Source organism: Fervidibacillus halotolerans, from assembly GCF_026547205.1.
GTDB classification, from domain to species: domain Bacteria; phylum Bacillota; class Bacilli; order Bacillales; family Caldibacillaceae; genus Fervidibacillus; species Fervidibacillus halotolerans.
In genome coordinates, this window is sequence record NZ_CP106877.1 from 1,857,097 (window position 1) to 1,882,397 (window position 25,301).

Below are 25,301 nucleotides of genomic sequence, written 5' to 3' on the forward strand. Positions count from 1 at the left end.
TTCTTTCCTTTTGTCAATTAAGGATTGCAAAGAGTATCCCCATTTTCATGAATCATCCTTCTCTTACCACACGATCCCTCAGTATCCCCTTCCTTTTAGAAGGGCAAATGAATCACTCCCTAAAGGAAGAGGTCAATTTTTCCTACAATCATTTTACCTATCCCTTCTTACTTTTGACACCTTATTTTCTCCCAGACTCATTTAAAAAAAGCTTTCTTACGTTTTCATTTATGCTATAATGAATTTGATTTTAGGAGGTATGTTAATGAAAAAGCATTTCGACAAGTTTTTGGATATAATCAAGCCTATGAAGGATACCATTTTCAGCAAAAAAGCAGCTAAAGCCTTTCGGATAACATATTCTGTCGTTTGGAATCTCATTTTAATTTTTCTCATTTCCGGCGTATTGTTATTCGCTTTAGGAGTTGGCGTCGGTGCAGGTTACTTTGCTTCTTTAGTTAAAGATGAGTATCCGCGCCCCTATGACGAGATGCGAAAAGATATTTATAATTACGAGGAACCATCGGAATTATATTTTGCTAATGGGGAATTTGCTGGGTATCTTCGGTCTGACATCGTTCGAGAAGAAGTGAAACTTGAAGATGTATCAGAATATTTCTTGAATGCGGTAATCGCCACGGAGGATGAAAACTTCGAACATCATAACGGTGTCGTCCCGAAAGCTGTACTTAGGGCTTTGTTTCAAGAAGTGACCAACGCTCCCGTTCAATCTGGAGGAAGCACGCTCACTCAACAATTAATCAAAAACCAAATATTAACAAACGAAGTATCCTTTGAACGAAAAGCGAAGGAAATTTTATTGGCTCTCCGTCTTGAAAATTTTTTTGATAAAGATGAAATTTTGGAAGCGTATATTAACGTCTCTTCATTTGGAAGGAATTCTTCGGGACAAAATATCGCAGGCGTACAAGCAGCTGCAAAGGGAATATTCGGTGTAGACGCAAAGGACTTGAACTTGCCACAGGCAGCATATATTGCTGGTCTCCCGCAAAGTCCTAATGGATACACCCCTTTTACTCGAGATGGAGAAGTGAAAAGTGAAGAAGGATTAGAACCGGGTCTGAATCGGCAAAAAACGGTTTTAAAACGGATGTATGAAAACGGCTTTATTTCCAAAAAAGTATACGATGAAGCCCTCGAATATGATATTGTGAAGGATTTTATCGATTCGGTTGAAACACCGATGGAAAAATATCCGTACTTAATGATGGAAAGTGAACGGCAAGCAATTAATATTTTAATGCAACAATTGTACGAAAAAGACGGATACACGAAAGAAGATGTAGAAAATAGCGAGATTTTATACGAACGGTACGAGGCCTTAGCTATACGCAATTTAAGGCAAAACGGATATAAAATTTATACGACCATTCATAAAGATATTTATGAACAATTCCAAAAAGTCGTCGCAAATTTCAAAAATTATGGTCCGGATAAACCGGAACAAAAAAAGAATGAAGAAACCGGAAAAATGGAAACTGTATATGAAAAGCTGGAAGTCGGGGCAATGCTCATCGATAATGCAACAGGGAAGATTATTAGTTTTGTCGGAGGACGGGACTTTTATGATAATCAACTAAATCACGCAACTCAGGCGTATCGACATAACGGTTCATCGATGAAACCTCTCGTTGTATACGGACCAGCGATCGATATGGGATTGGCTGCACCGGGAACTGTGTTAACTGACGTCGATTTAGGGATTCGTGTCGATGGTAGACCTTGGCCACAAAACTATGCGAAAAAATATTACGGGCTTACTTCTGCACGTGAGGCATTAACCCATTCACATAACGTTTCAGCGGTGTATTTATTTAATGAAATTGCTCAAAATAACCCTGTGAAATATTTGGAAAAAATGGGGATAACTCGCTTAGTTCCTAGTGATTATGAAAATCCATCGGCTGCGCTAGGGTCCACAGCTAATGGGGTTTCCGTAGAAGAAAACACAAACGCCTTTGCCACATTTGGAAACGGTGGTCAATTTATCGATGCATATATGATTGATAAGATCGAAGATCGGGATGGAAATGTCATCTATGAACATGAAAGTAAGCCGGTGGAAGTATTCTCTCCACAATCCGCTTATCTAACAGTCGATATGATGCGAAATGTCGTAAGAAACGGTACAGCACGGGCAATACCTGGCTATTTAAAATTTTCTGCTGATTTTGCAGGAAAAACGGGAACGTCCCAAGAAACGCGGGATATTTGGTTTGTCGGCTTAAATCCGAACATAACGATGGGAATCTGGATGGGATATTCGACACCAAAAACCATTACAAGCGGTTCTATTCATTTGAAACTGTGGGCCCAATTAATGAACGCCACATATGATGTGGATCCGAACATTATTGGACCAAAGGATCGTTTCCAAATGCCGGGTGGAATCGTTAAACGTACGTATTGCGGCGTTTCCGGTTTATTGCCATCGGAAGCATGTTCAAAAGCCGGACTCGTTCAATCGGACTATTTCATTGCAAAATACGTACCGACAGAAACGGACAACAGCCTAATCGAAGGAAAATACGTAACGATTGAAGACAAAAATTATTTAGCATTGAACTCAACACCTGATGAATTTGCCAAATCTGGTTTTATATTAAATCCAGATTTCATTAAAGAAATTGCGCCCCAATTAAAAGAAGATGAGTACGAACAATTAATTCCAAACAATTCGAAATGGAATCAGATTATCGTACCGAGTGCCAAGATTGAAGAAAACGGAAAAAATCCCGCCCCAATAAAAATTGCATTATCAAGTAATGGAATCAAATGGTCGAAACATGGAGAAAAAGACGTAATCGGCTATCGGGTGTATCGAATTCAAGGGGATCAAATAGAACAAATTGGAAGTATCATCGCAGGTGAATCCTTATCTTTCAAACTTTCTGCCACTGGTTTCTACGCTGTCACAGCGGTTGATATTGCAGGAAATGAGTCAGAGTTATCCAATATTATTCAATATGGAACTATCATCGAACAACCGCCGACAGACCAAGAAGATGGGGAAGATGAAACGGATCATTCCGATGATTCGGATGACAATTCAGATGATTCCCCCGAAGAACCGACCGATTCTGGAGTAAATTACGAATCTTAAAAAATTAATCCATATCTAGGGCTGTATATAATACGTTTTTATTGAATGGAAAAAGGAGCACTCCTTATATGTTGGAGTCGCTCCTTTTTTTCATATCGCTTCCTTCCATTTCATACACATTTAACAATTTCACAAAAGGATGTATCGCGATAAACATCCATCAGTGTGTTGTACTGAATTAAGATGTTTATGACAATCAGTCTTCCATCATGGATAAATCTCCTGTCGGTAATCCTAACTCCCACGATTTCAATACTCTACGCATAATTTTTCCACTTCGAGTTTTCGGTAATTTATCAAGAAACTCAATTTCTCGCGGTGCGGCATGGGCTGCTAATCCCTTTTTCACAAACGCTTGAATCTCCTCTTTTAATTGTTCACTCGGCTCATATCCATCCCTTAACGAGATAAACGCCTTTATAATCTCTCCTCGTATTGGATCCGGTTTCCCAATAATTCCTGCTTCTGCTACTGCAGGATGTTCTACTAACTTACTTTCCACTTCAAAGGGACCAACCCGTTCTCCGGAAGTCAAAATCACATCGTCAATTCGACCTTGGAACCAAAAATAACCGTCTTCATCCATATAAGCGGAATCCCCGGAAATATACCATCCGTTCGGAAGAAAATAAGAGGCATATTTTTCTGGATTATTCCAAATTTGTCTCATCATCGATGGCCAACCTTTTTTTATCGCCAAATTTCCCATTTGATACGGTGGAAGCTCCTTGCCTTGATTATCAACGATTGCCACTTCCACACCTGGAATCGGTTTTCCCATCGAGCCTGGACGAATTTCCATGCTCGGATAGTTGCAAACGATATGTGCTCCCGTTTCTGTCATCCACCACGTATCGTGAATCCGAAGACCGAAAACCTTCATTCCCCAACGGATGACCTCCGGATTCAACGGTTCACCGACACTTAAAATGTGCCGTAGGGATGTTAAATCATATCGATTAACGATTTCATCTCCTGCACCCATTAACATCCGAAATGCCGTCGGCGCACTGTACCAAACGGTGACACCAAAATCTTCGAGCGCTTTATACCAATTCTCCGGACTAAACCGACCACCAATAACGACATTCGTCGCACCGACAAGCCACGGACCAAAGATTCCATAAGATGTACCGGTTACCCAGCCTGGATCTGCTGTACACCAATAAATATCCTCCTCTTTTAAATCGAGAACCCATTTCGCTGTCATATACTGTTGAATCATCGCATTATGGATATGTAAAACACCCTTTGGTTTCCCGGTAGATCCAGACGTATAATGTAGAATGAGACCGTCTTCCCGATCGACCCACACGATGTCCAAATTTTTGCTTGCCTTCTCTACCCTTTTATTAAAATCCACATACTTTTCCTTCTCTTGGACATCTTTCCCTACTATGAATATCGTCTTTAAATCCGGTAAGTCCTTCTCCGGTACTCGCTGTAATAATTCTGGAGTCGTTACTAAATATTCAGCTCCACTATCCAATAGACGATCCCGAACGGCTCCCTCCATAAACGCCTCAAACAAAGGACCTACGATCGCACCAATTTTTACACCGCCTAAAATAGCAAAATACAATTCTGGTGATCGAGGCATAAATACAAAAAGACGATCTCCTTTTTTCACCCCATATTCCTTAAAAACATTTCCCACTTTATTCGACCATTCTTTCAGTTCTTTAAAGGTATACTTTTCTAAACGATCGTTACTTCGATAATATAAGGCGACTTTATTTTTCCGAAAGCCTTCAGCATGTCGATCGACCGCCTCATATCCCATATTGACCTTCCCTGATTGATACCAAGAAAAGTTTTTCTCCGCTTCCTCCCATCGAAAATTTTGATACGTTTCTTCGTAATTTTGCAGATGATAATCCCCTTTGATTGGTGATAGCGCTTCCAATATCATAGGAAATCCCCCTTGTCGTAATTTATGTTTCATATTATAGTATGAAATATAGTAATATTCAATTTTTTTATATGCAAAAAACTTCTCAACTAGAAATGAATAAAAAACGTTATCATTGCTTTAACCGTTCTAGTTGTTTATTAGGAGGTGAAGGATTGAAACATAAAAAAACGTATCATCAAATCGAGTGGCCGATCAAAGATAAAACTTTAATTATCGAAGGACCTGTACCACCTGAAAAGTTAGAAAAATATGCTTTCCATGAAGGATTAGTTGCCTTTCGTCCTCCCCAACAACAAAAAAAGGCGTTGATTGGTATTGCCCATCTTGAAGAAGGAAGAATCATTATCGCTAGAGATGGAGACACGGTAATCGGCTACATTACCTTTCTCTATCCCGACCCATTGGAAAGATGGTCAGAAGGAAAAATGGATAATTTATTAGAATTAGGAGCCATTGAAGTCGCACCACCTTACCGTGGACATCAAGTAGGGAAACAACTATTAACGGTATCGATGATGGATGACGCAATGGAAGACTATATAATTATTACAACAGAATATTATTGGCACTGGGATTTAAAAGGGACAGGTTTAACAGTATGGGAGTATCGGAAAGTCATGGAAAAAATGATGAACGCTGGTGGCCTCGTTTGGTTTGCCACCGATGATCCGGAAATTTGTTCCCATCCAGCCAACTGCCTAATGGCAAGAATCGGAAAAAGGGTTGATCAAGAGTCGATCGAAAAATTTGATCGGTTACGATTTATGAATCGATATATGTACTAATAAATCTATTTCCATTGGATAGAAAATACGGAACGGGTGAGAATTTTCTTCGGTCAATCGAAACAACAAGGGGGAAAAAGAATGCTAGTTGAGGAAATGATGGTAACGGATGTCATTACGCTGAAAAAGGAAGACTCCATCAAAAATGCTGTCGATTTAATGAAAGAAAAGAAAATTCGACACTTGCCAATTGTAGATCGGACTAAAACATTAATCGGTATTGTCACTGATCGGGATATTCGTTCAGCTGTCCCATCCATTTTTTGTATCGATAAACAAAAAGAGTTTCTCAATAAACCATTGGAAACAATTATGACAACGGATGTCATTACCGCCCACCCTCTCGATTTTGTCGAAGAGGTGGCAGCTACATTTTATAAACATCGAATCGGCTCCCTTCCGGTTGTAAAGAAAGAAAAACTCGTTGGCATTATTACCCAAACCGACGTATTAAAAACATTCGTTGAGTTAACGGGAACGAATCAACCTGGCACGCAAATCGAAATTCGCGTGCCGAACAAACCCGGAACATTAGCTGATATTTTACAACAAATTCGCCATTTTCACACGAACGTTTTAAGCGTTCTCATCTATCCGGATAAAATGAAAGCTCAATCAAAAATTATTGTACTTCGACTAGGTACGATTAATCCGAATCCGATTATTAATGCGTTGAAAGAGCACCAATACGAAATTTTGTGGCCAAATTTATCGGGGTATCACAATGGATGACAAAATCGCCTTTGTATTTTCAAATAATTTGTTAAACTATAAATTTCGCCAAGGTCATCCCTTTGATCAAAAAAGAATTGAATTAACGATCGACTTATTAAAGGAAATCGGTGCTCTTTCGTCGAGTCAAATGATATTACCTCGGATGGCGACTGATGAAGAGTTACTGCTCGTCCACGATCCTACCTACATTGAGGCGGTAAAAAAGGCTGGAAAGGGAAAATTATCGATTGAACAAGCTGAAAATTTCGGACTCGGTACAGAAGACACGCCTATTTTCCCGAACATGCATGAAGCAAGTGCTATTGTTGTCGGTGGAACGTTAACTGCAGTCGATTTTGTTATGGAACAACAAGGAAAACACGCCCTCCATTTAGGGGGTGGGCTCCATCACGGTTTTCGAGGAAAGGCATCCGGCTTTTGCATTTATAATGATTGTTCCGTAGCTATCCAATACATTCGAAAAAAATATGATGCAAAGGTTCTATATATTGATACGGATGCCCATCACGGGGACGGTGTCCAATGGACCTTTTACGATGATCCGAATGTTTGTACCGTCTCCATCCACGAAACCGGTCGATACTTATTTCCTGGTACGGGAAATATATACGAACGGGGGCACGGACAAGGTTACGGTTATTCTTATAACATTCCATTGGATGCGTTTACAGAGGATGACTCTTTCCTGTTTGCCTATAGAAAAACAGTCTCCGAAATTGCCCGCTTCTTTCAACCGGATGTCATCCTAACTCAAAACGGTGCTGATGCCCATTATTATGATCCTTTAACCCATTTGGCTACGACGATCCGGATTTATCGGGAAGTTCCAAAACTTGCCCACGAACTCGCCCATCAATATTCTGAAGGACGCTGGATTGCATTAGGTGGAGGTGGCTATGATATATGGCGTGTAGTTCCTAGGGCATGGGCATTGCTTTGGTTGGAGATGACAGGACAAGTTGAGAAGGCTACGGGAACTCTTCCGAAACGATGGTTAGAAAAATGGGGGAATCGGTCTCCTGTTTCACTTCCAGAAACTTGGGATGATCCGGAAAATCTTTATCCTCCCATTCCCCGTAAATCGGAAATAGAAGAAAAAAATCGGATTACGGTGGAAAAAGCTTTACAAATATTAAAGGGTTGAACGGAAGGGAGATTCTAAATTTGGAGTTTCCGCAATGCAGTGGCAATATACGGATTAAAACCATTTGACTGCAACAGCTTAATGAGATTGGAATCAGTCACCAAAACAAATCGGTGCCTGAGCAAAATTGTTTGATCCGTTGACAATTTTAAACGTATATAAGAAAGGGACTGTACTTTTAGACAGCCCCCTTTTTCGTTTATTCGTTTACTTCCACATCTCCGTCGCCATCGTAACTAGGATCCATGATAACAATTTCCACGCGACGATTTTTTTGCCAATTTTCCGGTCCGTCATTCGGTGCAATCGGACGAGTATCCGCATAACCAGTCGCAATAAAACGATCCGGATCCAATTGATGTTCGTCAATGAAATAACGAATAACACTACTAGCTCTCGCGGTGGAGAGTTCCCAGTTGGAAGGATATCGAACGGTATGGATCGGTCGGTTATCCGTATGTCCTTCCACCTTTACAATGTTTGGAATTTTTTTTAATAATTCAGCGACCCGGTCGAGAAAATCTTTAGCCGTATCTAATATGATCGCTTCTCCCGTATTAAAAAGAACCTGTTCCGGTAAAACGACCACTACTCCCCTTTCTGTCCTCGTTGCAACAACGACCTCCGTTAAGCCACTTTCCTCGATAAAATTCGATACTTCCGTTAAAAGGGCATTTAAACTCGCATCCCTTTCACCTGAAGTAGCGTCATTTTCATCTTTATCTTCATCGTCATAAAAATCGAAGGCATCATCTGCAGAACCCGGATTTTCAAATGGGATCGAACTCGGATAAAACTCAAATATGGAACGGTCGCGGAACGATTCGGCAATCGCTTTAAACTTCTGCATGTCGATTTGGGACATGGAAAAGAGCATAACGAAGAAGACTAAAACTAACGTAATCATGTCGGAATAGGTAACCATCCAAAAAGGGGCTCCCTTTTTAGATGGTTTTTGTTTCTTTTCATATTTTTTCATCTAGAATGCCTCCTTCTCGGCATTCCGTTCTCTTTCTTCGATTTCACCGTAAGACAAAAAGGCACTTAATTTTTCTTCTAATAATTTTGGATTTTGTCCCGATTGAACTCCTATAACCCCTTCAATAATCACTTGTTTCAAGAAAACTTCTTTTTCCGTTTTCATGCCGAGTTTTGAAGCTAACGGCAAGAAAATGAGATTGGCCAACAAAGATCCATACAAAGTGGTCGTCAAGGCAATTGCCATACTCGGACCTAACGTTGCCGGATTATTCAAATCTTCTAACATAAGAATCAATCCGATCAACGTACCTAACATCCCCCATGCGGGAGCAAATTCGCCGGCCCTTTCCAATAAACTTCGGCCTTTACTATGCCTTTCTTCCATGGCAGAAATTTCGGCTTTCATAATGTCAACGATTGTATCACTTTCGACACCGTCGATAGCAAGTAAAATTCCTTTTTTTATAAACGGATCATCCACTTCTTCCATTTCCGCTTCTAATGCAAGCAGTCCTTCCCTTCTCGCCCGATCCGATAGACGGACGAACAGATCGATTAATTGAGGCAAATTATCCTCTTCTTTGGAAAATGCTTGTTTAATGACGATGAAAATCTGCTTCATTTCTTTAGGAGGAAAACTGATGAACATCGCAGCAGTTAATCCTCCGAATACGATAATCATCGATGGGATGTCGATAAATTGTAGGAATCCGCTGACACCATTTTTCGAAATTACGCCGAAGGAAAATGTTAAAATTCCGAGTAACAGACCAATTGGTGTAAAACTATCAAGCCTTTTCATTCTCTCTCTCCCGTTTTCATTTAAGGAATTATCTCTCTTCCTTTATATCGACATGATTTTTATTTTGTTGAGTTCCGAAACTCAATTCGATGGGGGAGAATGACGACATGTTCCGTTACTTCTTCTTTATTCATATATTTCGTTAACAATCTCATTGCTACAGCACCGATATCATAAAGCGGTTGGACGACTGCACTTAATTGGGGACGAACCATATTGGCAAGTCTTGTTGTATGGGCAGAAATGATTTCAAAATCATTCGGAATGTCGTAACCTTTATCCTGCAATCCATGGGTCACACCGACTGCCATTTCATCATTGCTTACGTATATAGCAGTAGGCTTTTCTTCCAATTGAAGCAATTTTTCTAATGCTTCCATACCCGACTCGTACGTATAATCACCCTCAATAATCAATGCTTCATCAACTGCAATTTCAGCTTCTTCCAATGCCTTTTTATATCCTGCTAAATTTTTTAACCGATTAATTGGTTCATAAATTGGACCGATAACATAAGCGATTCGTTTATGACCTTGTTCGATAAAATATTTCGTCACATCATACGCTGCTTGTTCATAATCGATATTAACGGAAGGAATTTTTCCACTTTCTTCAATCGAACTTGCTAAGACAACCGGCACAGGTGATTTTTCAAATTCTTCAACGAGCTTATTTGTAATATTACCGCCCATGAATAAAATACCATCCACTTGCTTTCCTAACATCGTATTTAATAAGTGAAGTTCCTTTTCTTCATTTTGATCCGAGTTGGATAAAATAATATTGTAATTATACATCGTCGCCACATCCTCAATGCCTCGGGCCAGTTCCGCAAAATAGATGCTGGAAATATCAGGGATAATCACCCCGACGGTCGTCGTTCTTTTACTGGCCAATCCCCTTGCAACAGCATTTGGACGGTAGCCTAATCGCTCAATTACCTCTAATACCTTTTTTCTTGTTGCTGGTTTCACATTTGGATTTCCATTTACCACTCGGGATACAGTCGCCATGGAAACATTTGCTTCCCTTGCCACATCGTAAATTGTAACGTTCATAAATTCACAACTCCTTTAATAAAATATACGCTATTTTTTCTCCTTTTTACGTTCAAATAAAGTTTCTACGTTTATCATACGCTAAAAAACAGATTTTTCGCAATCCATTATTTTTCATTCCCATGCTTTACTTCTCTATAACAAATCATTCCTTTCAAGTATGTCCAAATCCCGATCAGGAATTTTTGAAAAAAACCCTTCTGTTCATTAAAGAACAAAAGGGATTATTGATAATTATAGCACAATATTGAATGATAAAATACAAACATTTGTCAAAAAATCCTTTAATTATTTTGACTAGCCAATGTACTTTACTTCTCAACAATCTCTTTGAAAAACATATCGAATTGACCGAGGTCCATTTGCTGCCTTGCATCAGATAGTGCAACAGCTGGATCCGGATGGACTTCTGCCATAATTCCGTCTGCGCCGATGGCAAGGGCAGCCTTTGCTGCTGGCAGTAATAAATCCCTTCTTCCCGTCGAATGGGTTACATCAACGATCACCGGAAGATGGGTTTCCTTTTTCAAAATTGGAACGGATGTTATATCGAGGGTATTTCTCGTCGCCCGTTCATAAGTACGTATTCCCCGTTCACATAAAATGATTTCCTCATTTCCTTGTGAAACGATGTATTCGGCAGCCAACATAAATTCTTCGATCGTCGCGCTCATCCCACGTTTTAGTAGGACCGGCTTTTTAACCCTTCCCGCTTCTTTCAATAGTTCAAAATTTTGCATATTTCTCGCTCCAATTTGAATCACATCAACATAGTCGAGGGCTCTTTCAATATGGGAAGGATGAACGATTTCACTGACAACAGCTAAATCAAATTCTTCTGCGATCTCCTTTAATATTTTTAGCCCGTCCCAACCTAAGCCTTGAAAATCATAGGGGGAAGTTCTCGGCTTGAAAGCGCCACCTCTAAAAAGTTTCAATCCTTTTTCCTTCACGCTTTTTGCAACTGCACGGGTTTGTTCATACGATTCCACCGAGCAAGGACCGAAAATAAAATGGGGATTTTCATCACCAATGTTTTCACCTTTAATATTAATCACTGTATTCTCTTTTTTATTTTTTCTCGACACGAGCAACGTTTTTTGCTGTTCGATTTCTTGTAACTCTAAAGAAGCTTTAAAAATTTCTTTGAAAATATGTTCGATCGTAGCATCATCGAAAGGTCCATCGTTATGTTGAATCAAACGGTCGAGCATCTTTCTTTCACGAACAGGATCATATCGATTCATACCTTGGGATTTTTTTAATTCTCCGATCTCCTTTGCTAAATATCCCCTTTCGTTCATCAATTCGAGTATTTTAAAATTAATCTCATCGATTTGCTCCCGTAATTGTTCCATTCTTTCCTTCGTCATTTTCACATCTCCTTAAAAGGGAAAACTCTACTTTATATCGAGAAAAAAATATGATAAATTGCAAATAGGATGAAAGGGATAAGCAATCATTATTTAATTATAGAAGATGAAAGGCATATTGTCACGAAACATACAAATTTATGCCATTTTTTAAAAAAGAAGGTGTAAAGATTGGAAGAGAATAATTTTATTTTTGCACTAGATATTGGAACAAGATCGATCGTAGGTATCCTATTAGAAGAAAAAGATAGTCATCATATTGTGAAAAAAGTGATCCTAAAAGAACATAAAGAACGGGCGATGCTAGACGGTCAAATTCACGATGTCATCTCTGTGGCGAATTTAATCCAACAAGTGAAAGAAGAATTGGAAACATCCTACGGCCCCCTTCAACAAGTGTATGTGGCAGCAGCTGGCCGTTCATTAAAAACAGAAAGAACAACGGTTTCAATGAATATTGAAGGTAGAAGACTGAAGCGGGAAGACATTCTTCATCTCGAATTAATGGCGGTTCAAAAAGCAGAGGAACAAATTATTGAAAAATATCGAAATGTAAAAACGAATTATTTTTGTGTTGGCTATTCAGTTTTATATTATTATTTAGACGGAGAAATCATCGGTAATTTATTAGACCAAACCGGATCAGAAGCAAAAATTGAAATTATCGCAACTTTCCTTCCGAAAATCGTTATCGATTCTTTAACAGCAGCATTAAATCGGTGTGGCTTAGAAATCGCCGCCCTTACGCTAGAACCGATTGCCGCCATCGACGTTTTAATTCCGCAGACGATGCGTCGTTTAAATGTCGGCCTTGTAGATATCGGTGCAGGAACATCAGATATTGCCATAACCGATGAAGGTACGATTATTAATTACGGGATGGTACCAGTTGCCGGAGACGAAATGACCGAAGCCATCAGCGATCAATTCTTATTAGATTTTCCGTTGGCTGAGCAAGCGAAACGGCAACTTGTCAAAGGAGATCCGGTAACATTTACGGACATTTTAGGATTTGAACAAACCGTTGAATACGAAGAAATGGTTGAAAAAATGTTACCAGCCATCGATCATGTTGCAGAACAAATTTCCAATGAAATTTTACAATTGAATTCATTTAAATCGCCAAAAGCGGTTATGCTTGTCGGTGGAGGTAGTTTAACTCCTTTACTATCAGAACGACTGGCCGATCGATTACAATTGCCGAAAAATCGAGTCGCAGTCCGAGACGTAAAGGCCATTGGTAACCTTGTCATCGAAGAAGAAATGAACCTAGGACCTGAATTCGTCACACCCCTTGGAATTGCCATAACAGCGAAGAAAAATCCCATTCGGTATAAAACCGTTTTTGTCAATAATATTCCTATCCGAACCTTTGAATTCAAACCTTTAACCGTCGGAGAGTGTATAGTCCAAGCGGGGATAAAAATAAGTCAATTATACGGGAAACCCGGATTGGCCAAAATAATTACGGTCAATGGAAAAGCACGGACGATTTCAGGAACCCTCGGAATGCCGCCAATTTTAAAAAAGAATGGAATTGTATGTTCCATCGATGATTCGGTTGAAGATGGGGATCGAATTATTGCTCAAAAGGGAAAAGACGGTCAATCAACTGCCGTAACAATCGAAGAATTCATCAAAAATGAGAAATTAACGGTCACAATCAATGGGCAGTCGTATTTTTACGAACCGAATGTGAAAGTGAATGGTCAATCGGTGGCACCGAACTACGAAATAAAAGACCGGGATCAAATCGAATGGGAAGAAAAGAAAACAATTGCCGATCTTATTACCCATTTTCATCCTAAACTATTAAAATCGAACGGTACATTCGTCATTACGGTCAATGGAAAAAGGGAGGAAATACCCGCATTCTCTAGGAAAATTCTAAAAAACGGAATGGAAGTCTCACCAAACGATCCAGTCACAAGCGGGGATGATATTCAAATAATAAATGGGGAACGTCCAACCGTTGAACAACTGATCGAACAAAAAGGATGGATGGCTGAAGAAACATTACCGATAACCTTTAACGGACAACCTGTTAACTTGACCAAAAAATTAACGAAAATCTATCGGGACGGGAAAGAATTGTCATCGGATGAAATCGTCTCTCCAGGGGATCAAATAACGATTGAAAGGGAAAAATTTTCCCCGTTTATTTTTCAAGATGTGTTCCGATTCGTTGATTTTCAAATTCCAAAGGAGGCATCCGGTAAATATAAAATGTTACGTAACGGAAAAGAAGCGACATTTTTTGATCCCTTAGAAGCAGGCGATCAGTTGGAAATTAAGTGGGAAACATAACTTTCCCCTTAAAAGAAAAAAATTACCCGTAAAAAAAGTTTATCCATCCGAACGGATCACAAGCGTACGCTATTCCCTCTCAAATGATTTTAAAAGGGGACTATCCCCAATGAAAGGGAAAGTAGCGGCGACCCTAGCAGAAACAGTACGAAGCCCCCCTAGAGGAGTTTGTGAGTCGAGGAGGCTGAGGTCGTTGCCCGAGAAAAGCGCCGCCACCGAAATTCATCATGCTCATTTCATGGAATGGGCTATGCTTTTTGGGCAGCCCCGTGAAGATAGAGAGCAACCACTGCATAAAAATGGCAAGTAGAGAAATTCATCCTTTTCTCCACTTGCCTTTTCTTATCCATTATTTTGAAAAACGAATGCTTTATACCGAATCCAATTCTTCTTGCAACACTCGGTCGATTTCTTCCTTCCGAATGTTCCAATGGGAGGCATGCCACTTAACCTCACCGTTATGAATATAAAATATTTGAGGTGTTTCATGTTTGATGGAAAAATAGTCAGCGATATAATTCGACAATGGACGGCTTTCTTGAACCGCTAAATAATAGGCGGAAAACTCTGGATTAGATTCCGTAAATTGTTGAAATTCCAGAAAAGCATTGTTACTAATCGGACAGGTTAAACTATGTTTAAATAATAAAAAGGACTGGTTATTTTGAAGAATCGAGTCGAAATCCCTCGGCTGTTCTAATTTTTCCATTACCCATTTCCTCCCTTTTAAACCCCTTTTTCGTAACATCGCATACTTACAATACCCCTTATCTACGGCATGGTCCTTTTGAAAGGATGGAAGCTTACTGTTCTTTTACCTCTTGTTCTTTTAATTCCTCTAATTTTTTATCGATTTCTTCGGATAAATCGTGGATAGCTTTTTGTGCATCTTTCAATACATCTTCAGCACTCTGTTCCGATTCCTTCGAAAAAGCTCGGACCTTTTCTACCAAATCTTTCGTCTGATCTTTCACCGACTTCGTAAGTTGGGAGCTTTTTTCGCTAGCATAATCCATAATCTCTGTTCCCTTTTGTACCACTGATTGTTTCAATTGATCAGTCTTTTGAACAGCTTGGTTCAATTGGGCGTTAATATCTGCACGAAGTTCCCTTCCCGATTTCGGTGCGTATAGCATGGCTACAACCGAACCGACTACCCCACCGATAAATGCTCCTAATAAAAAGTCTTTAACCCCTGATTGATTCATTTTTTCTTCCGACATATCAATACCCCCTATAATTTATTGTTCTTTTCAATCTTTTTTTGTTTTTTACGACGACGAATTTCTTCCATCTTTTCCTTTAACTCTGCAACGATATCCGCCCATTGGATAATTTGTACTACTTTTTCTTCATTTTTTTTCAGCTCATTTTTTACATTGCCGGAAAAGGATTGTAATGAATCGTTAAACTGGTAAATCGTCTTTCCTACTTCCTGCACCCCGTTTACTACCGTGTTTAATTTTTCTGATTTTTCTTGAATGTCTTCGGCTAAAGCATTCGTTTTCTTCAACAATTTCCCTGCTTCTTCCGTCACTTCTTTTAATTGAGTCTCCGCCTGACCTAATGTTTTCGAAATTTGTTCCAGCGTTTTGGAAAGAGTTTTTAAAGTGGAGATCAAGTAGACGACTAAAACGGTAAAGGCGATGGCCACAAGAGCCACACTTGCATACAAAATCGCATCCATCCTAAAGCTTCTCCTTTCATTGGACCAAAATCACATTCCCATCTGTTACATCGTACATGCTTTTTCAAAGATTTCCTCTTACTAATCATTAAACCAAATTTTTCTCTAATAATCGAGTCTTCTAAGTACTTTTTTTCTAAGTTGACAAAAAAAGACGCTTCGATTCCAATTGAACAAAAAAAGGCTTAAAACTCCCGTAGTCGGTTCGTTTAAGCCTTAACATTATCCAAAGGTTGGGATGAACATCACCCAACAGAATTGACGAATAAAATATAACTAGAAATAAAGTAAAAAAGGACGATTAGAAAAGAAGGAATCAAATAAGTCCACCGATTTGCAACTTTTTTTCGTAACATCGAATACATAGCAATTACCAATAACACCATCGATGCTAAAACGGTATATAAATGACTGTCGTTAACCGAATGGATTAACGGTTCCCGATACAGTGCATCCGTAATAATTAAGTTAATAAAATTAAACAGACAACTTCCTAAAATGGCCCCGATTGCCAAGTTATAATTTCGTAAACGAATCGATGTAATCACGCTCACCGTTTCTGGTAATGAGGTACTAGCCGCAAGAAAAAAGGAACCGACAAAGGTAGAACCAAGCCCAGTCTCTACGGCAATTCCATCAGCCGCAACGGTCAATAAACTTCCGTCAATGAGTACGAAAGATGCAGTGATGAAAAATAGAACCCAAATAAACTTTAAAGAATACCGATCTAACCGTTTTTTTAACCGTCTGTCGAAGGTTTCAACCGATTCTTTTTCAATAATCTGGCTTGTCCATTGTTTTTCATCACTTTCATTTCCAACGGCCACTTGATAAGTAACCGATTCTACATCAAACATATAACGATCCCGTTCACCGATATCCGCTACGGAGTATTTCGAAACCATCTTCATTCCAATAAAATATACGATCGCAACGACCATCATATCCAATCCAAATCCGAAAATCTCGTAAGAAAAATCCATCGACATCGATAAAGCAACAACTCCCGATAAGACGATGATTAAGCCAGTGTTATAAGCATTTTCCTTATGGGCGTAAAAAAATACCCGCCTTTTTCGAAAAATAATGTCAGCAAAGGCTAAAATCATAATATTATATAAATTACTCCCGAAAATATTTCCCATCGCTAAATCGGGATTGGAGATGATTAATGATGTAAAGCTTGTTGTCAACTCCGGCAGAGCAGCAGCACTTCCTAACAAAAACGAAATAACAAAATCTTTCAACGTCGATTTTCCATCGATTAGGTCTGCCAAAACGGACAAGAAAATGGCTAAAATGACGATTAAAATAGCTGTTACTGTAAATGTTACATAAACCATTGGAATAACTCCTTTAACATATTTAAAAAATCGATCAACCTTCACGATTGAATGAAGTTTTTATTTTAACCATCGAAAAAGTACCTTCCAGATATGTTCAAACTGAAAGGCACTTCGATTCAATCCTAGTGAAGGCTTTCACCTTTCAAACCTGGCCTTCATTGTTTCGATACATTTCATAACTTTCTTGGAATTTTTGAATGTCCCCTGCCCCCATAAAAAGTAAGACGGCATGGTCGAATGTTGCTAAAGGGGATACATCGGACTCTTTTAAAACCTCAGCCCCCTCAATCAATTTTTGCAAATCTTGTATGGACAATTGTCCGTGATGTTCCCGAGCTGAACCGAAAATATCACATAAAAATACTTTATCCGCTTCTTTCAAACTTTCCGCGAACTCTTGAAGAAACGTTTGTGTCCGCGTATACGTATGGGGCTGAAAAATGGCGACAATTGGTCGGTCAGGATATTTTTGTCTTGCCGATTGAATAGTTGCACGGATTTCCGTTGGATGATGGGCGTAATCATCCACAAGAATTTGATTGCCGAGTTTCTTTTCGGAAAAACGTCTTTTTACACCGTGAAAGGTTTTTAGTCGTTCTTGAATGATTTGGACGTCGATATTTTCATAATGGCAAATCGTAATCGTCGCCAAAGCGTTTAAAATATTATGTTCCCCGAAAGTTGGAATGAAAAAGGAAGCGTAAAATGTATTTCGAACGAAAACATCAAAATTCGTTCCTTCCTTCGTCACTTCCACATTCCGGGCTTGAAAATCGTTTTCTTCACCGAACCCGTAATATAAAACGGGAACTTTCGCTTGTATTTTTTGTAAATGTTCATCATCCCCGTAGGCAATAATTCCCTTTTTAACTTGCCAAGCCATCTCTTGGAAGGCGGAGAATACATCCTCGATGTTCGCATAATAATCCGGATGATCAAAATCGATATTTGTCATAATGCAATAATCCGGATGATAGGACAAAAAATGTCTCCGATATTCACAAGCTTCAAATACGAAATATTCCGCATCCTTCGTTCCTTTGCCTGTACCGTCTCCGATCAAATAGGAAGTCGGTTTTGCCCCTTCCATCACGTGGGATAAAAGACCGGTCGTCGTCGTTTTCCCATGGGCACCGGTTACCGCGATACTTGTAAAATTTTCGATAAACTCTCCTAAAAAGCGATGATAACGAATCACGGGAAGATCCATTTCCATCGCCTGTTGTATTTCCTCATGGGTATCTGGAAACGCATTCCCTGCAATCACTACCATGTTCGGCTGAATATTGTCTTTTCCAAAGGGATAAATTTGTATTCCCGCTTGTTCCAATGCCTCTTGGGTAAAATAATGTTTTTCCACATCCGAACCTTGCACATCATATCCATGATCATGAAGTACTTGTGCGAGGGCACTCATCCCTGTACCCTTAATTCCAACAAAATGGTAAATGGTCATACAATAGAACCTCCAAAAGCGATATATGTATTATCTTATGTCATCACGATTTTTTTGATTAAATGGAAAAGTCACCGAAAAATGATTCAACTATGAACGGTTCATTTTTTTGCCTCATAATTATAACATTATTTGTTCCAAAAGACTATTATGCACGAATAAAGCAAAAAAAGGAAGAAAAATACTTTTTTCTCTTCCCTTTTCATCCTTTCACTGCCCAAAAAGCGAACATACATTTTCTTGTAACTTATGAGAACAGATTAGAAAGGAATTGGAATAAACAGTTGTAAATTTACTGAATATTCAATATAATGATACATCATATATTTAAGCTGATGACTCTACTGGTTTTATACAAATGGACAAAACTTTATCCACCTTTTCTTTTTTCCCATATAATGTGAAATGTTCGATCCAATCGTTTAGGAGGGATACTTTGTATTCGATTGAAATCAATCAGGTCACAAAAAGATATAAAACAAAAAGAGGCCTTTTAACTGCGGTAAAAGATGTGACATTGCAAATTGAAAAGAGCAAAATAACAGCTCTATTAGGCCCAAATGGTTCTGGAAAAACAACATTAATAAAAATGATTTGTGGACTAGCAAGTATTGACCAAGGCACCATTTTCGTAAACGATATCGATGTAAAGAAAAAGCGAAAAAAAGCCGTACACCAAATCGGATGTATGTTAGAAGGGGAACGAAACATTTATTACTATTTAACCGTTTTTGATAACTTAAAATATTTCGGATTGTTAAATTTAATACCAAAACAAACATTACATCACCGGATAGAGCAAATCCTTAAACTTCTCGGTTTAGAAGAAAAGAAAAAGGAGTACGCCGCAAATTTGTCGCGGGGAATGCAGCAAAAATTAGCCTTAGCCCTCGTTTTATTAAAAGATCCTGATATTTTACTGTTAGATGAGCCTACATTAGGATTAGACGTTCAATCCTCCAATGACATATTGACGATGCTAAGAAAAATGGCTTTAAACGGAAAAACGATTTTATTAACATCCCACCAACTTGATTTGGTTGAAAAAATAAGTGACCGAATGATTTTTATCAAAAACGGTACGATTATCGAGGATCTACAGTCAAAAGAAAAAGAACAAGATAATCAACAATATGTCTATCTCGATTTAAATATACCGAATCAACAAGTTTTACAGGAGTTGGAACATCTCATTTACATGGAAAGGGAAAATGAACGGATTTGGAAAACGACCCTCGCCCATTTACCGGAAATTTTACAGTACTTAAAGGATCAGCAAGTTACCGTTAAAAACTTAACAACGCAAAGGAAATCATTGGAACAAATTTTTTTAGAACTGGTAGGGGATTCAAATGACTGAAATGATTTATTCCATTAAAGCAGAATTTGTCAAATTCAAAGGGATGTTTATTCGCTATTACATCGATTCGATTAGTGAAATTGTATCCTACGGTTTGTTAATGTTCGGACTCATTTTAACCGTATTTCAAAATTTAACGGGTACAAACGAACAAATTTTTCAACTCATGGTTGGTATTTTTATTTGGTATATTGGTATTAATGCGATTGCGGTTTTTAGTTTTATTTTGCAGGAAGAAATGGTTTTGGGAACACTCGAACAAATTGCCATAACAAAGGTTCCGATTGAAAAAATGTTGTTAGGCAGAGCAATTGGGACATTTATTTTTGATAGTTTAGGAGCGATTGTTTTATCGACCATCTCCTTTTCATTTGTTGCAATTTTTCGAGATCTATCCTTGGAAACGTTTTTTTCATTAAATCTCTCAATCCCTAGTTTAATCATTGTCATCCTATTGACGATGGTTAGTATTTACGGTTTTTCTTTTATTCTTGCAGGATTTTCTTTAGTATTTAAACGAATTGGAGCTATTACGACGTTATTAAATTACTTATTCCTTTTTTTGATTGGACTCGTTATGGCATCGAATCAACTGCCGCCAACCATCGACCTAGTTACTAAACTACTTCCAATGACTTTGGGTGTGATAAATTTAAAACAAGTTATAATCGATTCAACAACTTTGGTTGAACTAGTAAGTACCTATGAATTTTGGTTACTAATCCTCAATTCTGGATTGTATTTTTTCATCGGTTTATCGTTGTTTAAATTGTTATTTAATATATCCATAAAAAATGGGAAATTATCTAGCTATTAATTTTTCATTTTTCCAATCTTAGCCTAATATGATCAAAAAATAAAACCCTCGGTACCGTGCGACAGCCATTGCACGTATCGAGGGTTTTTTGATTTTTTTATTTATTGAATTGATGTAAATCTTGTTCGGTAATTAACACGTCGCGCGGTTTACTTCCCCGTTGTTCCGTAATGATTCCCTTTTCTTCCATCAATTCGATTAAGCGGGCCGCCCGATTATAGCCGATTCGAAAACGCCGTTGGAGGCTGGAGGTGGAAATGCTACCTTGTTGAACGGCAAATTCGCACGCTTCCAAAAAAAGTTCATCTTGATCTGCCATATCCGATTTTTTTATTAACTCTTCTTGTTGAAATAAATATTCCGGCTCTCCTTCTTTTCGCACATGTTCCACAACGGATTCGATTTCATCGTCGGAAATAAACGGACCTTGCAAACGGACCGGTTTCGACGTGCCGTTTTCTAAAAATAACATATCCCCTTTACCAAGAAGTCGTTCGGCACCGCTTATGTCGATAATCGTTCGCGAATCCACTTGGGAAGAAACAGAAAAGGCAATCCGGGTCGGTACGTTCGCTTTAATGAGTCCCGTAATGACATCGACGGACGGTCTTTGGGTCGCAATCAATAGATGGATGCCGCACGCCCTTGCCTTTTGCGCAATTCTGCAGATGGCATCTTCCACATCTGCAGGGGCCATCATCATCAAATCTGCCAATTCATCGATAATAATGACGATAAAAGGCATTTTCTCGCTTTCCTTTTCATTATACCGTTCAATATCTCGGACACCCTTTTCTGCAAATCGTTCGTACCGTCTTTCCATTTCCTCTACTGCCCATTTCAACGCTTGGGTCGCCGCCTTCACATCGGTAATGACCGGGCTAATTAAGTGGGGTATTCCGTTATAAGGGGCAAGTTCCACCATTTTCGGGTCGATCATTAATAGTTTCACTTCATCCGGTCTCGCCTTATAAAGGAGACTGATAATAAACGTATTAATACAGACGCTTTTTCCTGACCCAGTCGCTCCAGCAATCAACCCGTGGGGCATCTTTTTCAGATCGGTAATAACCGGTTTTCCAGCGATATCCAAACCGACTGCTACCGTCAGTGGGGAAGAAGCTTGTTTATATTCATTTTGTTCAATAATTTCCCGTAAAAAAACCGGCCTTCTTTGAACGTTCGGAACTTCGATACCGATCGTATGCTTTCCTGGAATTGGTGCTTCGATTCGTATATCCTTTGCAGCTAAACTTAATTTTAAATCATCGGTTAAATTTGTAATCTTATTTACCTTTACCCCCATTTCCGGGGAAATTTCAAACCTCGTCACGCTCGGTCCTTCCGATGTGGATACGACTTTTGCAGCAACATGAAAACTTTTTAAAGTTTCATTTAATACTTCCACTTGTTCTGCAACCCATTCGATATTGGATGAATGTTCCATCGATCTGTTTAGTAAATGGATTGGTGGCAGGTGGTAAGGTCGTTCTTCATGTTTTTGTTGACGTTTTTTCATATCATCCTTTGTATGTATGAAATCCGATGCCTGTTCCTTCCGCTTTTGCAATTTTTCCCGATCGCTTTTTAACATCAAAACATTAAAAGGCACGGTTTTTTTCCTTTTTGTCGTTTGATGGTTTTCTTCTTCATGTGTCTTTTCCTTCAACTTTTCAGGATATGAGTGAGTTTTTGAAGGATGTGGATTGTTATACTGATTCGAAGGAACCGAATTTTCCGGTTCAACGTTAGATGGCGAGTCGATTTGGTCAGAACTTTCCTTCATTCCTTGACGATCCATATCCGTAGAAATAGGGATTGTTTGTTCTGAATCCTTTTTCGTAAAATTGGATCCTTCCGCACCAAATTTTCGATCCTCTTGTTTGCTTTTTTCCGCTCCTTCGATTTTTTCGATTTCAATGACTTCCCATTCACGATTAACTGATTGAACGGGAAAATGTTCGTTCTTTCCACTTTTCGTTTTTTTTGCAAGTGGAAATTGCTCTTCGACGATTGTATCGACCGTCGTTTTTTCGGCCGCATCCGATCGTTGTTCCAAATGTTTCGGTGAAAAAGTTTCCCCTTCTACACTCATTTCCTTTGAACGATCTATCGCTTCATCCTTCGTCTGATCTGAGATTGGTTTTTCTTCGATTGTTTTTGATGGAATCGACCAATTGAATATAGATTCCCCATCGACCATAGATTCTTCATCTATCACATTTTCTAATGAAATAGGTTTATCAACCGTTGTATTTTTCGTAGGACGAATTTTTTCTTTCCCATCTCTTTTTTCTTCTTCATTTCCACTTTCCGTTGTAAATTTACGTATGGAAGAACGATCTTTCTCCTCCCTTTGAATATCGATATCGAAGGGATATAGTTCAAATTCAATCGGTTCTTCGTTTTTTTCCGTTCTCCGCCTATATCCATATATGGGGGATGGAATTGTTTCCGCATGGGAAATACGCCACTTTCGATTTCCCCCATTCGGACGTTCAGACACATTTTCTACCTGTCGATGCTTATTTTTATGTTCATGTAAATCGGTTTCCTTCATCTCCAGTCTGTCGAACCGTCTAACATTCGGATTATCCCTTTCTGAAAAGGATCTCTGCCTCTTTTTCTTCCTTTCCACTGCAGGGATTTGAAGTTCTTTATCCGGATATTTAAACGTCATCTTCGTTTGTACATCCTTTTGATGAATTTCTATGAGGTGAGATTCTCCATGATCCTTAACATCTTTTTTGTCTGAAAATGAAAACCATTTTTTCAGCCAATCCATCGTATCACTCTTTCATTTTTGCATGTATCATTATTTTACTATAAATAAATAAAAAGAAAAACTGACTCTAAAAAACCCCGTACAACAGTACGAGGTTCCTACATCTTTTCATTCGAATTTTTATGCTTGAAAATCGAACGGTTGACCAACTTCATAACGATCATCTAAAACGAGAATACCTTTTTCCTTCGGGGCATTCGGTAAATTCAATTCCTTCGCCGAACAAATCATCCCCTTCGAAGGTACACCTCTAAGTTCTGCTGGAGAAATCACCAGTCCATCTGGCATCACTGCTCCTACCTTTGCAACGACCACCTTTTGGCCTTTCGCCACGTTCGGCGCACCGCATACGATTTGGAGGGTTTCCTCTCCTACATCCACATGACATACACTCAATTTATCTGCCTTTGGATGTTTTTCATGGCCCTTCACATATCCGACAACAAACTTCGGTGAAAAATCTGCAGTTAGTTGTTCTTGAAACCCTTGATCTTTTAGTAATTGATTCAGTTCATTCAACAATTGTTCATTTCCGTTGACTGGACCGGAATATCCTTCTAAAGAAAAGTAAGTACTCGCTTGAAAAATATTGTATCCAAAGGTTTTATTCGTTTCCCGATCATAAATTCGAACGACATCTTCCTTTTTCTCAACTTCCATGCGTGTCCGATCAATCGGTGTAAGGGACACGATTAATGTATCACCAATGCCTTCTTTGTTGTAAAATAGATTCATCTTTCTACTCCTTTCTCGGTCGGTTTTTTGCCATAATAAAAATCGGTTCTAACTCCCCGTCTTTGTATAGGAATGAAAGGGAGGTAATGGGAACGAGGCCATTTGTAAAAAAATGCATCGACATTTGAGCCAAGATATCATATCCGGTATCGTTTTGAATATCGGCAAAAATAATCACATCTTGATGGGGGATGGAAATCACAAAGGTCCCCTTCACCTTATTTTTCATTTCTTGCAAAAATGTGTCGTTTAAAATTCGACTCGCATCATATCCATCGTTCGTATTTAAAAAATAAAAATCATTTCCGGACACGGAATCCTTTTTTAAAGGGGTCGGAAGGGAACGAACATTAAACATAGCAATTTCACGAATCCGCTTTTGATCCCATTTTTCTTTTTCAACCATCTGTTGATCGATCAAACGATACGTCCGTCCGAGATCGATGGCGTAAAAAATTCGCGTCTCTGCCGTATGATCATCAAAAAGAAGTGGACCTCTTTCTTCCGTTTCGGTAGGGAAAGATGTGGAACGAATGACAGGGTAAATTTTTTTCTCATTTCCTAAAAGGATGGATTCGGCATTCATCGCCGTTAATCCTTCTTCCACATAATAAACGACATCTTCAATCGCCTTTTCCTTGTGCACTTCCCATTTGGATAGGATCGGATTTAATGCAACGGAAATGCCCTTTTTCGTTTCTTTCAACTCCACTCGTAAAGTTTCATTCTCCCGATCATATGTAAACAGACGATCTTCCCGTCCTAGACGTTCCTCTAATATTTTTCTTAATTGTAAAACGGTCATTTTCAATCAAACCATCTCCCGTTTTCAAATCTTCCATCCACTCTTTGACCGATATTTGTAAAAAGGGCTCACTTCCCCCTTGTCAA

General features: G+C 38.9%; 20 protein-coding genes. 7 read left to right on the forward strand and 13 right to left on the reverse strand.

Going from position 1 to position 25,301, the window contains the following annotated elements; all coding sequences use genetic code 11:
* The first annotated feature begins 265 nt into the window (after window positions 1-265).
* Complete coding sequence (locus OE105_RS08860) at window positions 266-3,124, forward strand: transglycosylase domain-containing protein (protein ID WP_275419848.1); 2,859 nt, start codon at window positions 266-268, stop codon at window positions 3,122-3,124.
* 196 nt (window positions 3,125-3,320) lie between these two features.
* On the opposite strand, the gene acsA is transcribed toward OE105_RS08860, so the two are convergent.
* Window positions 3,321-5,036 (reverse strand): acetate--CoA ligase, encoded by a 1,716-nt coding sequence (gene acsA, locus OE105_RS08865; RefSeq protein WP_275419849.1) that lies wholly within the window; start codon window positions 5,034-5,036, stop codon window positions 3,321-3,323.
* Window positions 5,037-5,191: 155 nt separating this feature from the next.
* Here acsA and OE105_RS08870 point away from each other — a divergent pair, with 155 nt between their 5' ends.
* The 3 genes from OE105_RS08870 (at window position 5,192) to OE105_RS08880 (ending at window position 7,703) form a co-directional block, all read left to right on the forward strand.
* The gene (locus OE105_RS08870; RefSeq protein ID WP_275419850.1) at window positions 5,192-5,824 is read left to right on the forward strand and encodes a GNAT family N-acetyltransferase; all 633 of its coding nucleotides are present in this window, start codon (window positions 5,192-5,194) and stop codon (window positions 5,822-5,824) included.
* 81 nt (window positions 5,825-5,905) lie between these two features.
* Window positions 5,906-6,556, forward strand: coding sequence for an acetoin utilization AcuB family protein (locus tag OE105_RS08875; RefSeq protein WP_275419851.1), 651 nt, complete (start codon window positions 5,906-5,908; stop codon window positions 6,554-6,556).
* Complete coding sequence (locus OE105_RS08880) at window positions 6,549-7,703, forward strand: acetoin utilization protein AcuC (protein WP_275419852.1); 1,155 nt, start codon at window positions 6,549-6,551, stop codon at window positions 7,701-7,703. The genes OE105_RS08875 and OE105_RS08880 overlap by 8 nt, the downstream gene beginning before the upstream one ends.
* A 199-nt stretch (window positions 7,704-7,902) precedes the next feature.
* Here the strand turns inward: OE105_RS08880 and motS are convergent, their stop codons facing one another.
* The 4 genes from motS to OE105_RS08900 form a co-directional block, all read right to left on the reverse strand.
* Window positions 7,903-8,682 (reverse strand): flagellar motor protein MotS, encoded by a 780-nt coding sequence (gene motS / locus OE105_RS08885; RefSeq protein WP_275419853.1) that lies wholly within the window; start codon window positions 8,680-8,682, stop codon window positions 7,903-7,905.
* Window positions 8,683-9,486: a flagellar motor protein MotP gene (gene motP, locus OE105_RS08890; protein ID WP_275419854.1), complete on the reverse strand. Its 804-nt coding sequence runs from the start codon at window positions 9,484-9,486 to the stop codon at window positions 8,683-8,685.
* Window positions 9,487-9,545: 59 nt separating this feature from the next.
* Entirely contained in the window at window positions 9,546-10,544 is a 999-nt protein-coding gene (gene ccpA / locus OE105_RS08895; RefSeq protein ID WP_275419855.1) for a catabolite control protein A, read from the reverse strand.
* A 311-nt stretch (window positions 10,545-10,855) separates the two neighbouring features.
* Complete coding sequence (locus OE105_RS08900) at window positions 10,856-11,917, reverse strand: bifunctional 3-deoxy-7-phosphoheptulonate synthase/chorismate mutase (RefSeq protein WP_275419856.1); 1,062 nt, start codon at window positions 11,915-11,917, stop codon at window positions 10,856-10,858.
* A 171-nt stretch (window positions 11,918-12,088) separates the two neighbouring features.
* On the opposite strand from OE105_RS08900, the gene OE105_RS08905 reads away from it, so the two are divergent.
* A complete protein-coding gene (locus tag OE105_RS08905; protein WP_275419857.1) occupies window positions 12,089-14,224 on the forward strand; it encodes a cell division protein FtsA in 2,136 nt (711 codons plus the stop codon).
* Between the two features lie 370 nt (window positions 14,225-14,594).
* On the opposite strand, the gene ytxJ is transcribed toward OE105_RS08905, so the two are convergent.
* The 5 genes from ytxJ to murC form a co-directional block, all read right to left on the reverse strand.
* Entirely contained in the window at window positions 14,595-14,933 is a 339-nt protein-coding gene (gene ytxJ, locus OE105_RS08910; protein WP_275419858.1) for a bacillithiol system redox-active protein YtxJ, read from the reverse strand.
* A gap of 94 nt (window positions 14,934-15,027) precedes the next feature.
* Window positions 15,028-15,447, reverse strand: coding sequence for a YtxH domain-containing protein (locus OE105_RS08915; RefSeq protein ID WP_275419859.1), 420 nt, complete (start codon window positions 15,445-15,447; stop codon window positions 15,028-15,030).
* An 11-nt stretch (window positions 15,448-15,458) separates the two neighbouring features.
* The gene (locus OE105_RS08920) at window positions 15,459-15,911 is read right to left on the reverse strand and encodes a DUF948 domain-containing protein (RefSeq protein WP_275419860.1); all 453 of its coding nucleotides are present in this window, start codon (window positions 15,909-15,911) and stop codon (window positions 15,459-15,461) included.
* Window positions 15,912-16,156: 245 nt separating this feature from the next.
* Complete coding sequence (locus tag OE105_RS08925) at window positions 16,157-17,254, reverse strand: sodium:calcium antiporter (RefSeq protein WP_275419861.1); 1,098 nt, start codon at window positions 17,252-17,254, stop codon at window positions 16,157-16,159.
* Window positions 17,255-17,399: 145 nt separating this feature from the next.
* Window positions 17,400-18,713 (reverse strand): UDP-N-acetylmuramate--L-alanine ligase, encoded by a 1,314-nt coding sequence (gene murC / locus OE105_RS08930; RefSeq protein ID WP_275419862.1) that lies wholly within the window; start codon window positions 18,711-18,713, stop codon window positions 17,400-17,402.
* A gap of 436 nt (window positions 18,714-19,149) precedes the next feature.
* Between murC and OE105_RS08935 the strand changes: the two genes are divergently transcribed.
* Window positions 19,150-20,073 carry an ABC transporter ATP-binding protein gene (locus tag OE105_RS08935; protein WP_275419863.1) on the forward strand — a complete coding sequence of 308 codons (924 nt, stop codon included), beginning with the start codon at window positions 19,150-19,152 and terminating at the stop codon, window positions 20,071-20,073.
* Complete coding sequence (locus OE105_RS08940) at window positions 20,066-20,890, forward strand: multidrug ABC transporter permease (RefSeq protein WP_275419864.1); 825 nt, start codon at window positions 20,066-20,068, stop codon at window positions 20,888-20,890. The genes OE105_RS08935 and OE105_RS08940 overlap by 8 nt, the downstream gene beginning before the upstream one ends.
* A 97-nt stretch (window positions 20,891-20,987) precedes the next feature.
* Here OE105_RS08940 and OE105_RS08945 read toward each other — a convergent pair whose 3' ends face one another.
* From OE105_RS08945 to OE105_RS08955, 3 genes are all read right to left on the reverse strand, one after another.
* A complete protein-coding gene (locus OE105_RS08945) occupies window positions 20,988-23,675 on the reverse strand; it encodes a DNA translocase FtsK (protein WP_275419865.1) in 2,688 nt (895 codons plus the stop codon).
* 120 nt (window positions 23,676-23,795) lie between these two features.
* A complete protein-coding gene (gene ytpR / locus OE105_RS08950) occupies window positions 23,796-24,410 on the reverse strand; it encodes a YtpR family tRNA-binding protein (RefSeq protein ID WP_275419866.1) in 615 nt (204 codons plus the stop codon).
* 4 nt (window positions 24,411-24,414) lie between these two features.
* Complete coding sequence (locus tag OE105_RS08955; RefSeq protein WP_275422146.1) at window positions 24,415-25,215, reverse strand: DUF1444 domain-containing protein; 801 nt, start codon at window positions 25,213-25,215, stop codon at window positions 24,415-24,417.
* Between the last annotated feature and the right edge of the window lie 86 nt (window positions 25,216-25,301).

What these genes read in the sequence shown, in the direction of transcription:
- OE105_RS08940 (WP_275419864.1), top strand. Translation starts at nt 20,066, where the DNA reads ATGACTGAAATGATTTATTCCATTAAAGCAGAATTTGTCAAATTCAAA.
- OE105_RS08920 (WP_275419860.1), bottom strand. Translation starts at nt 15,911, where the DNA reads ATGGATGCGATTTTGTATGCAAGTGTGGCTCTTGTGGCCATCGCCTTT.
- OE105_RS08925 (WP_275419861.1), bottom strand. Translation starts at nt 17,254, where the DNA reads ATGGTTTATGTAACATTTACAGTAACAGCTATTTTAATCGTCATTTTA.
- OE105_RS08945 (WP_275419865.1), bottom strand. Translation starts at nt 23,675, where the DNA reads ATGGATTGGCTGAAAAAATGGTTTTCATTTTCAGACAAAAAAGATGTT.
- acsA (WP_275419849.1), bottom strand. Translation starts at nt 5,036, where the DNA reads ATGATATTGGAAGCGCTATCACCAATCAAAGGGGATTATCATCTGCAA.
- OE105_RS08900 (WP_275419856.1), bottom strand. Translation starts at nt 11,917, where the DNA reads ATGACGAAGGAAAGAATGGAACAATTACGGGAGCAAATCGATGAGATT.
- ytpR (WP_275419866.1), bottom strand. Translation starts at nt 24,410, where the DNA reads ATGAATCTATTTTACAACAAAGAAGGCATTGGTGATACATTAATCGTG.
- ccpA (WP_275419855.1), bottom strand. Translation starts at nt 10,544, where the DNA reads ATGAACGTTACAATTTACGATGTGGCAAGGGAAGCAAATGTTTCCATG.
- murC (WP_275419862.1), bottom strand. Translation starts at nt 18,713, where the DNA reads ATGACCATTTACCATTTTGTTGGAATTAAGGGTACAGGGATGAGTGCC.
- OE105_RS08875 (WP_275419851.1), top strand. Translation starts at nt 5,906, where the DNA reads ATGCTAGTTGAGGAAATGATGGTAACGGATGTCATTACGCTGAAAAAG.
- OE105_RS08860 (WP_275419848.1), top strand. Translation starts at nt 266, where the DNA reads ATGAAAAAGCATTTCGACAAGTTTTTGGATATAATCAAGCCTATGAAG.
- OE105_RS08955 (WP_275422146.1), bottom strand. Translation starts at nt 25,215, where the DNA reads ATGACCGTTTTACAATTAAGAAAAATATTAGAGGAACGTCTAGGACGG.
- OE105_RS08880 (WP_275419852.1), top strand. Translation starts at nt 6,549, where the DNA reads ATGGATGACAAAATCGCCTTTGTATTTTCAAATAATTTGTTAAACTAT.
- motS (WP_275419853.1), bottom strand. Translation starts at nt 8,682, where the DNA reads ATGAAAAAATATGAAAAGAAACAAAAACCATCTAAAAAGGGAGCCCCT.
- motP (WP_275419854.1), bottom strand. Translation starts at nt 9,486, where the DNA reads ATGAAAAGGCTTGATAGTTTTACACCAATTGGTCTGTTACTCGGAATT.
- ytxJ (WP_275419858.1), bottom strand. Translation starts at nt 14,933, where the DNA reads ATGGAAAAATTAGAACAGCCGAGGGATTTCGACTCGATTCTTCAAAAT.
- OE105_RS08915 (WP_275419859.1), bottom strand. Translation starts at nt 15,447, where the DNA reads ATGTCGGAAGAAAAAATGAATCAATCAGGGGTTAAAGACTTTTTATTA.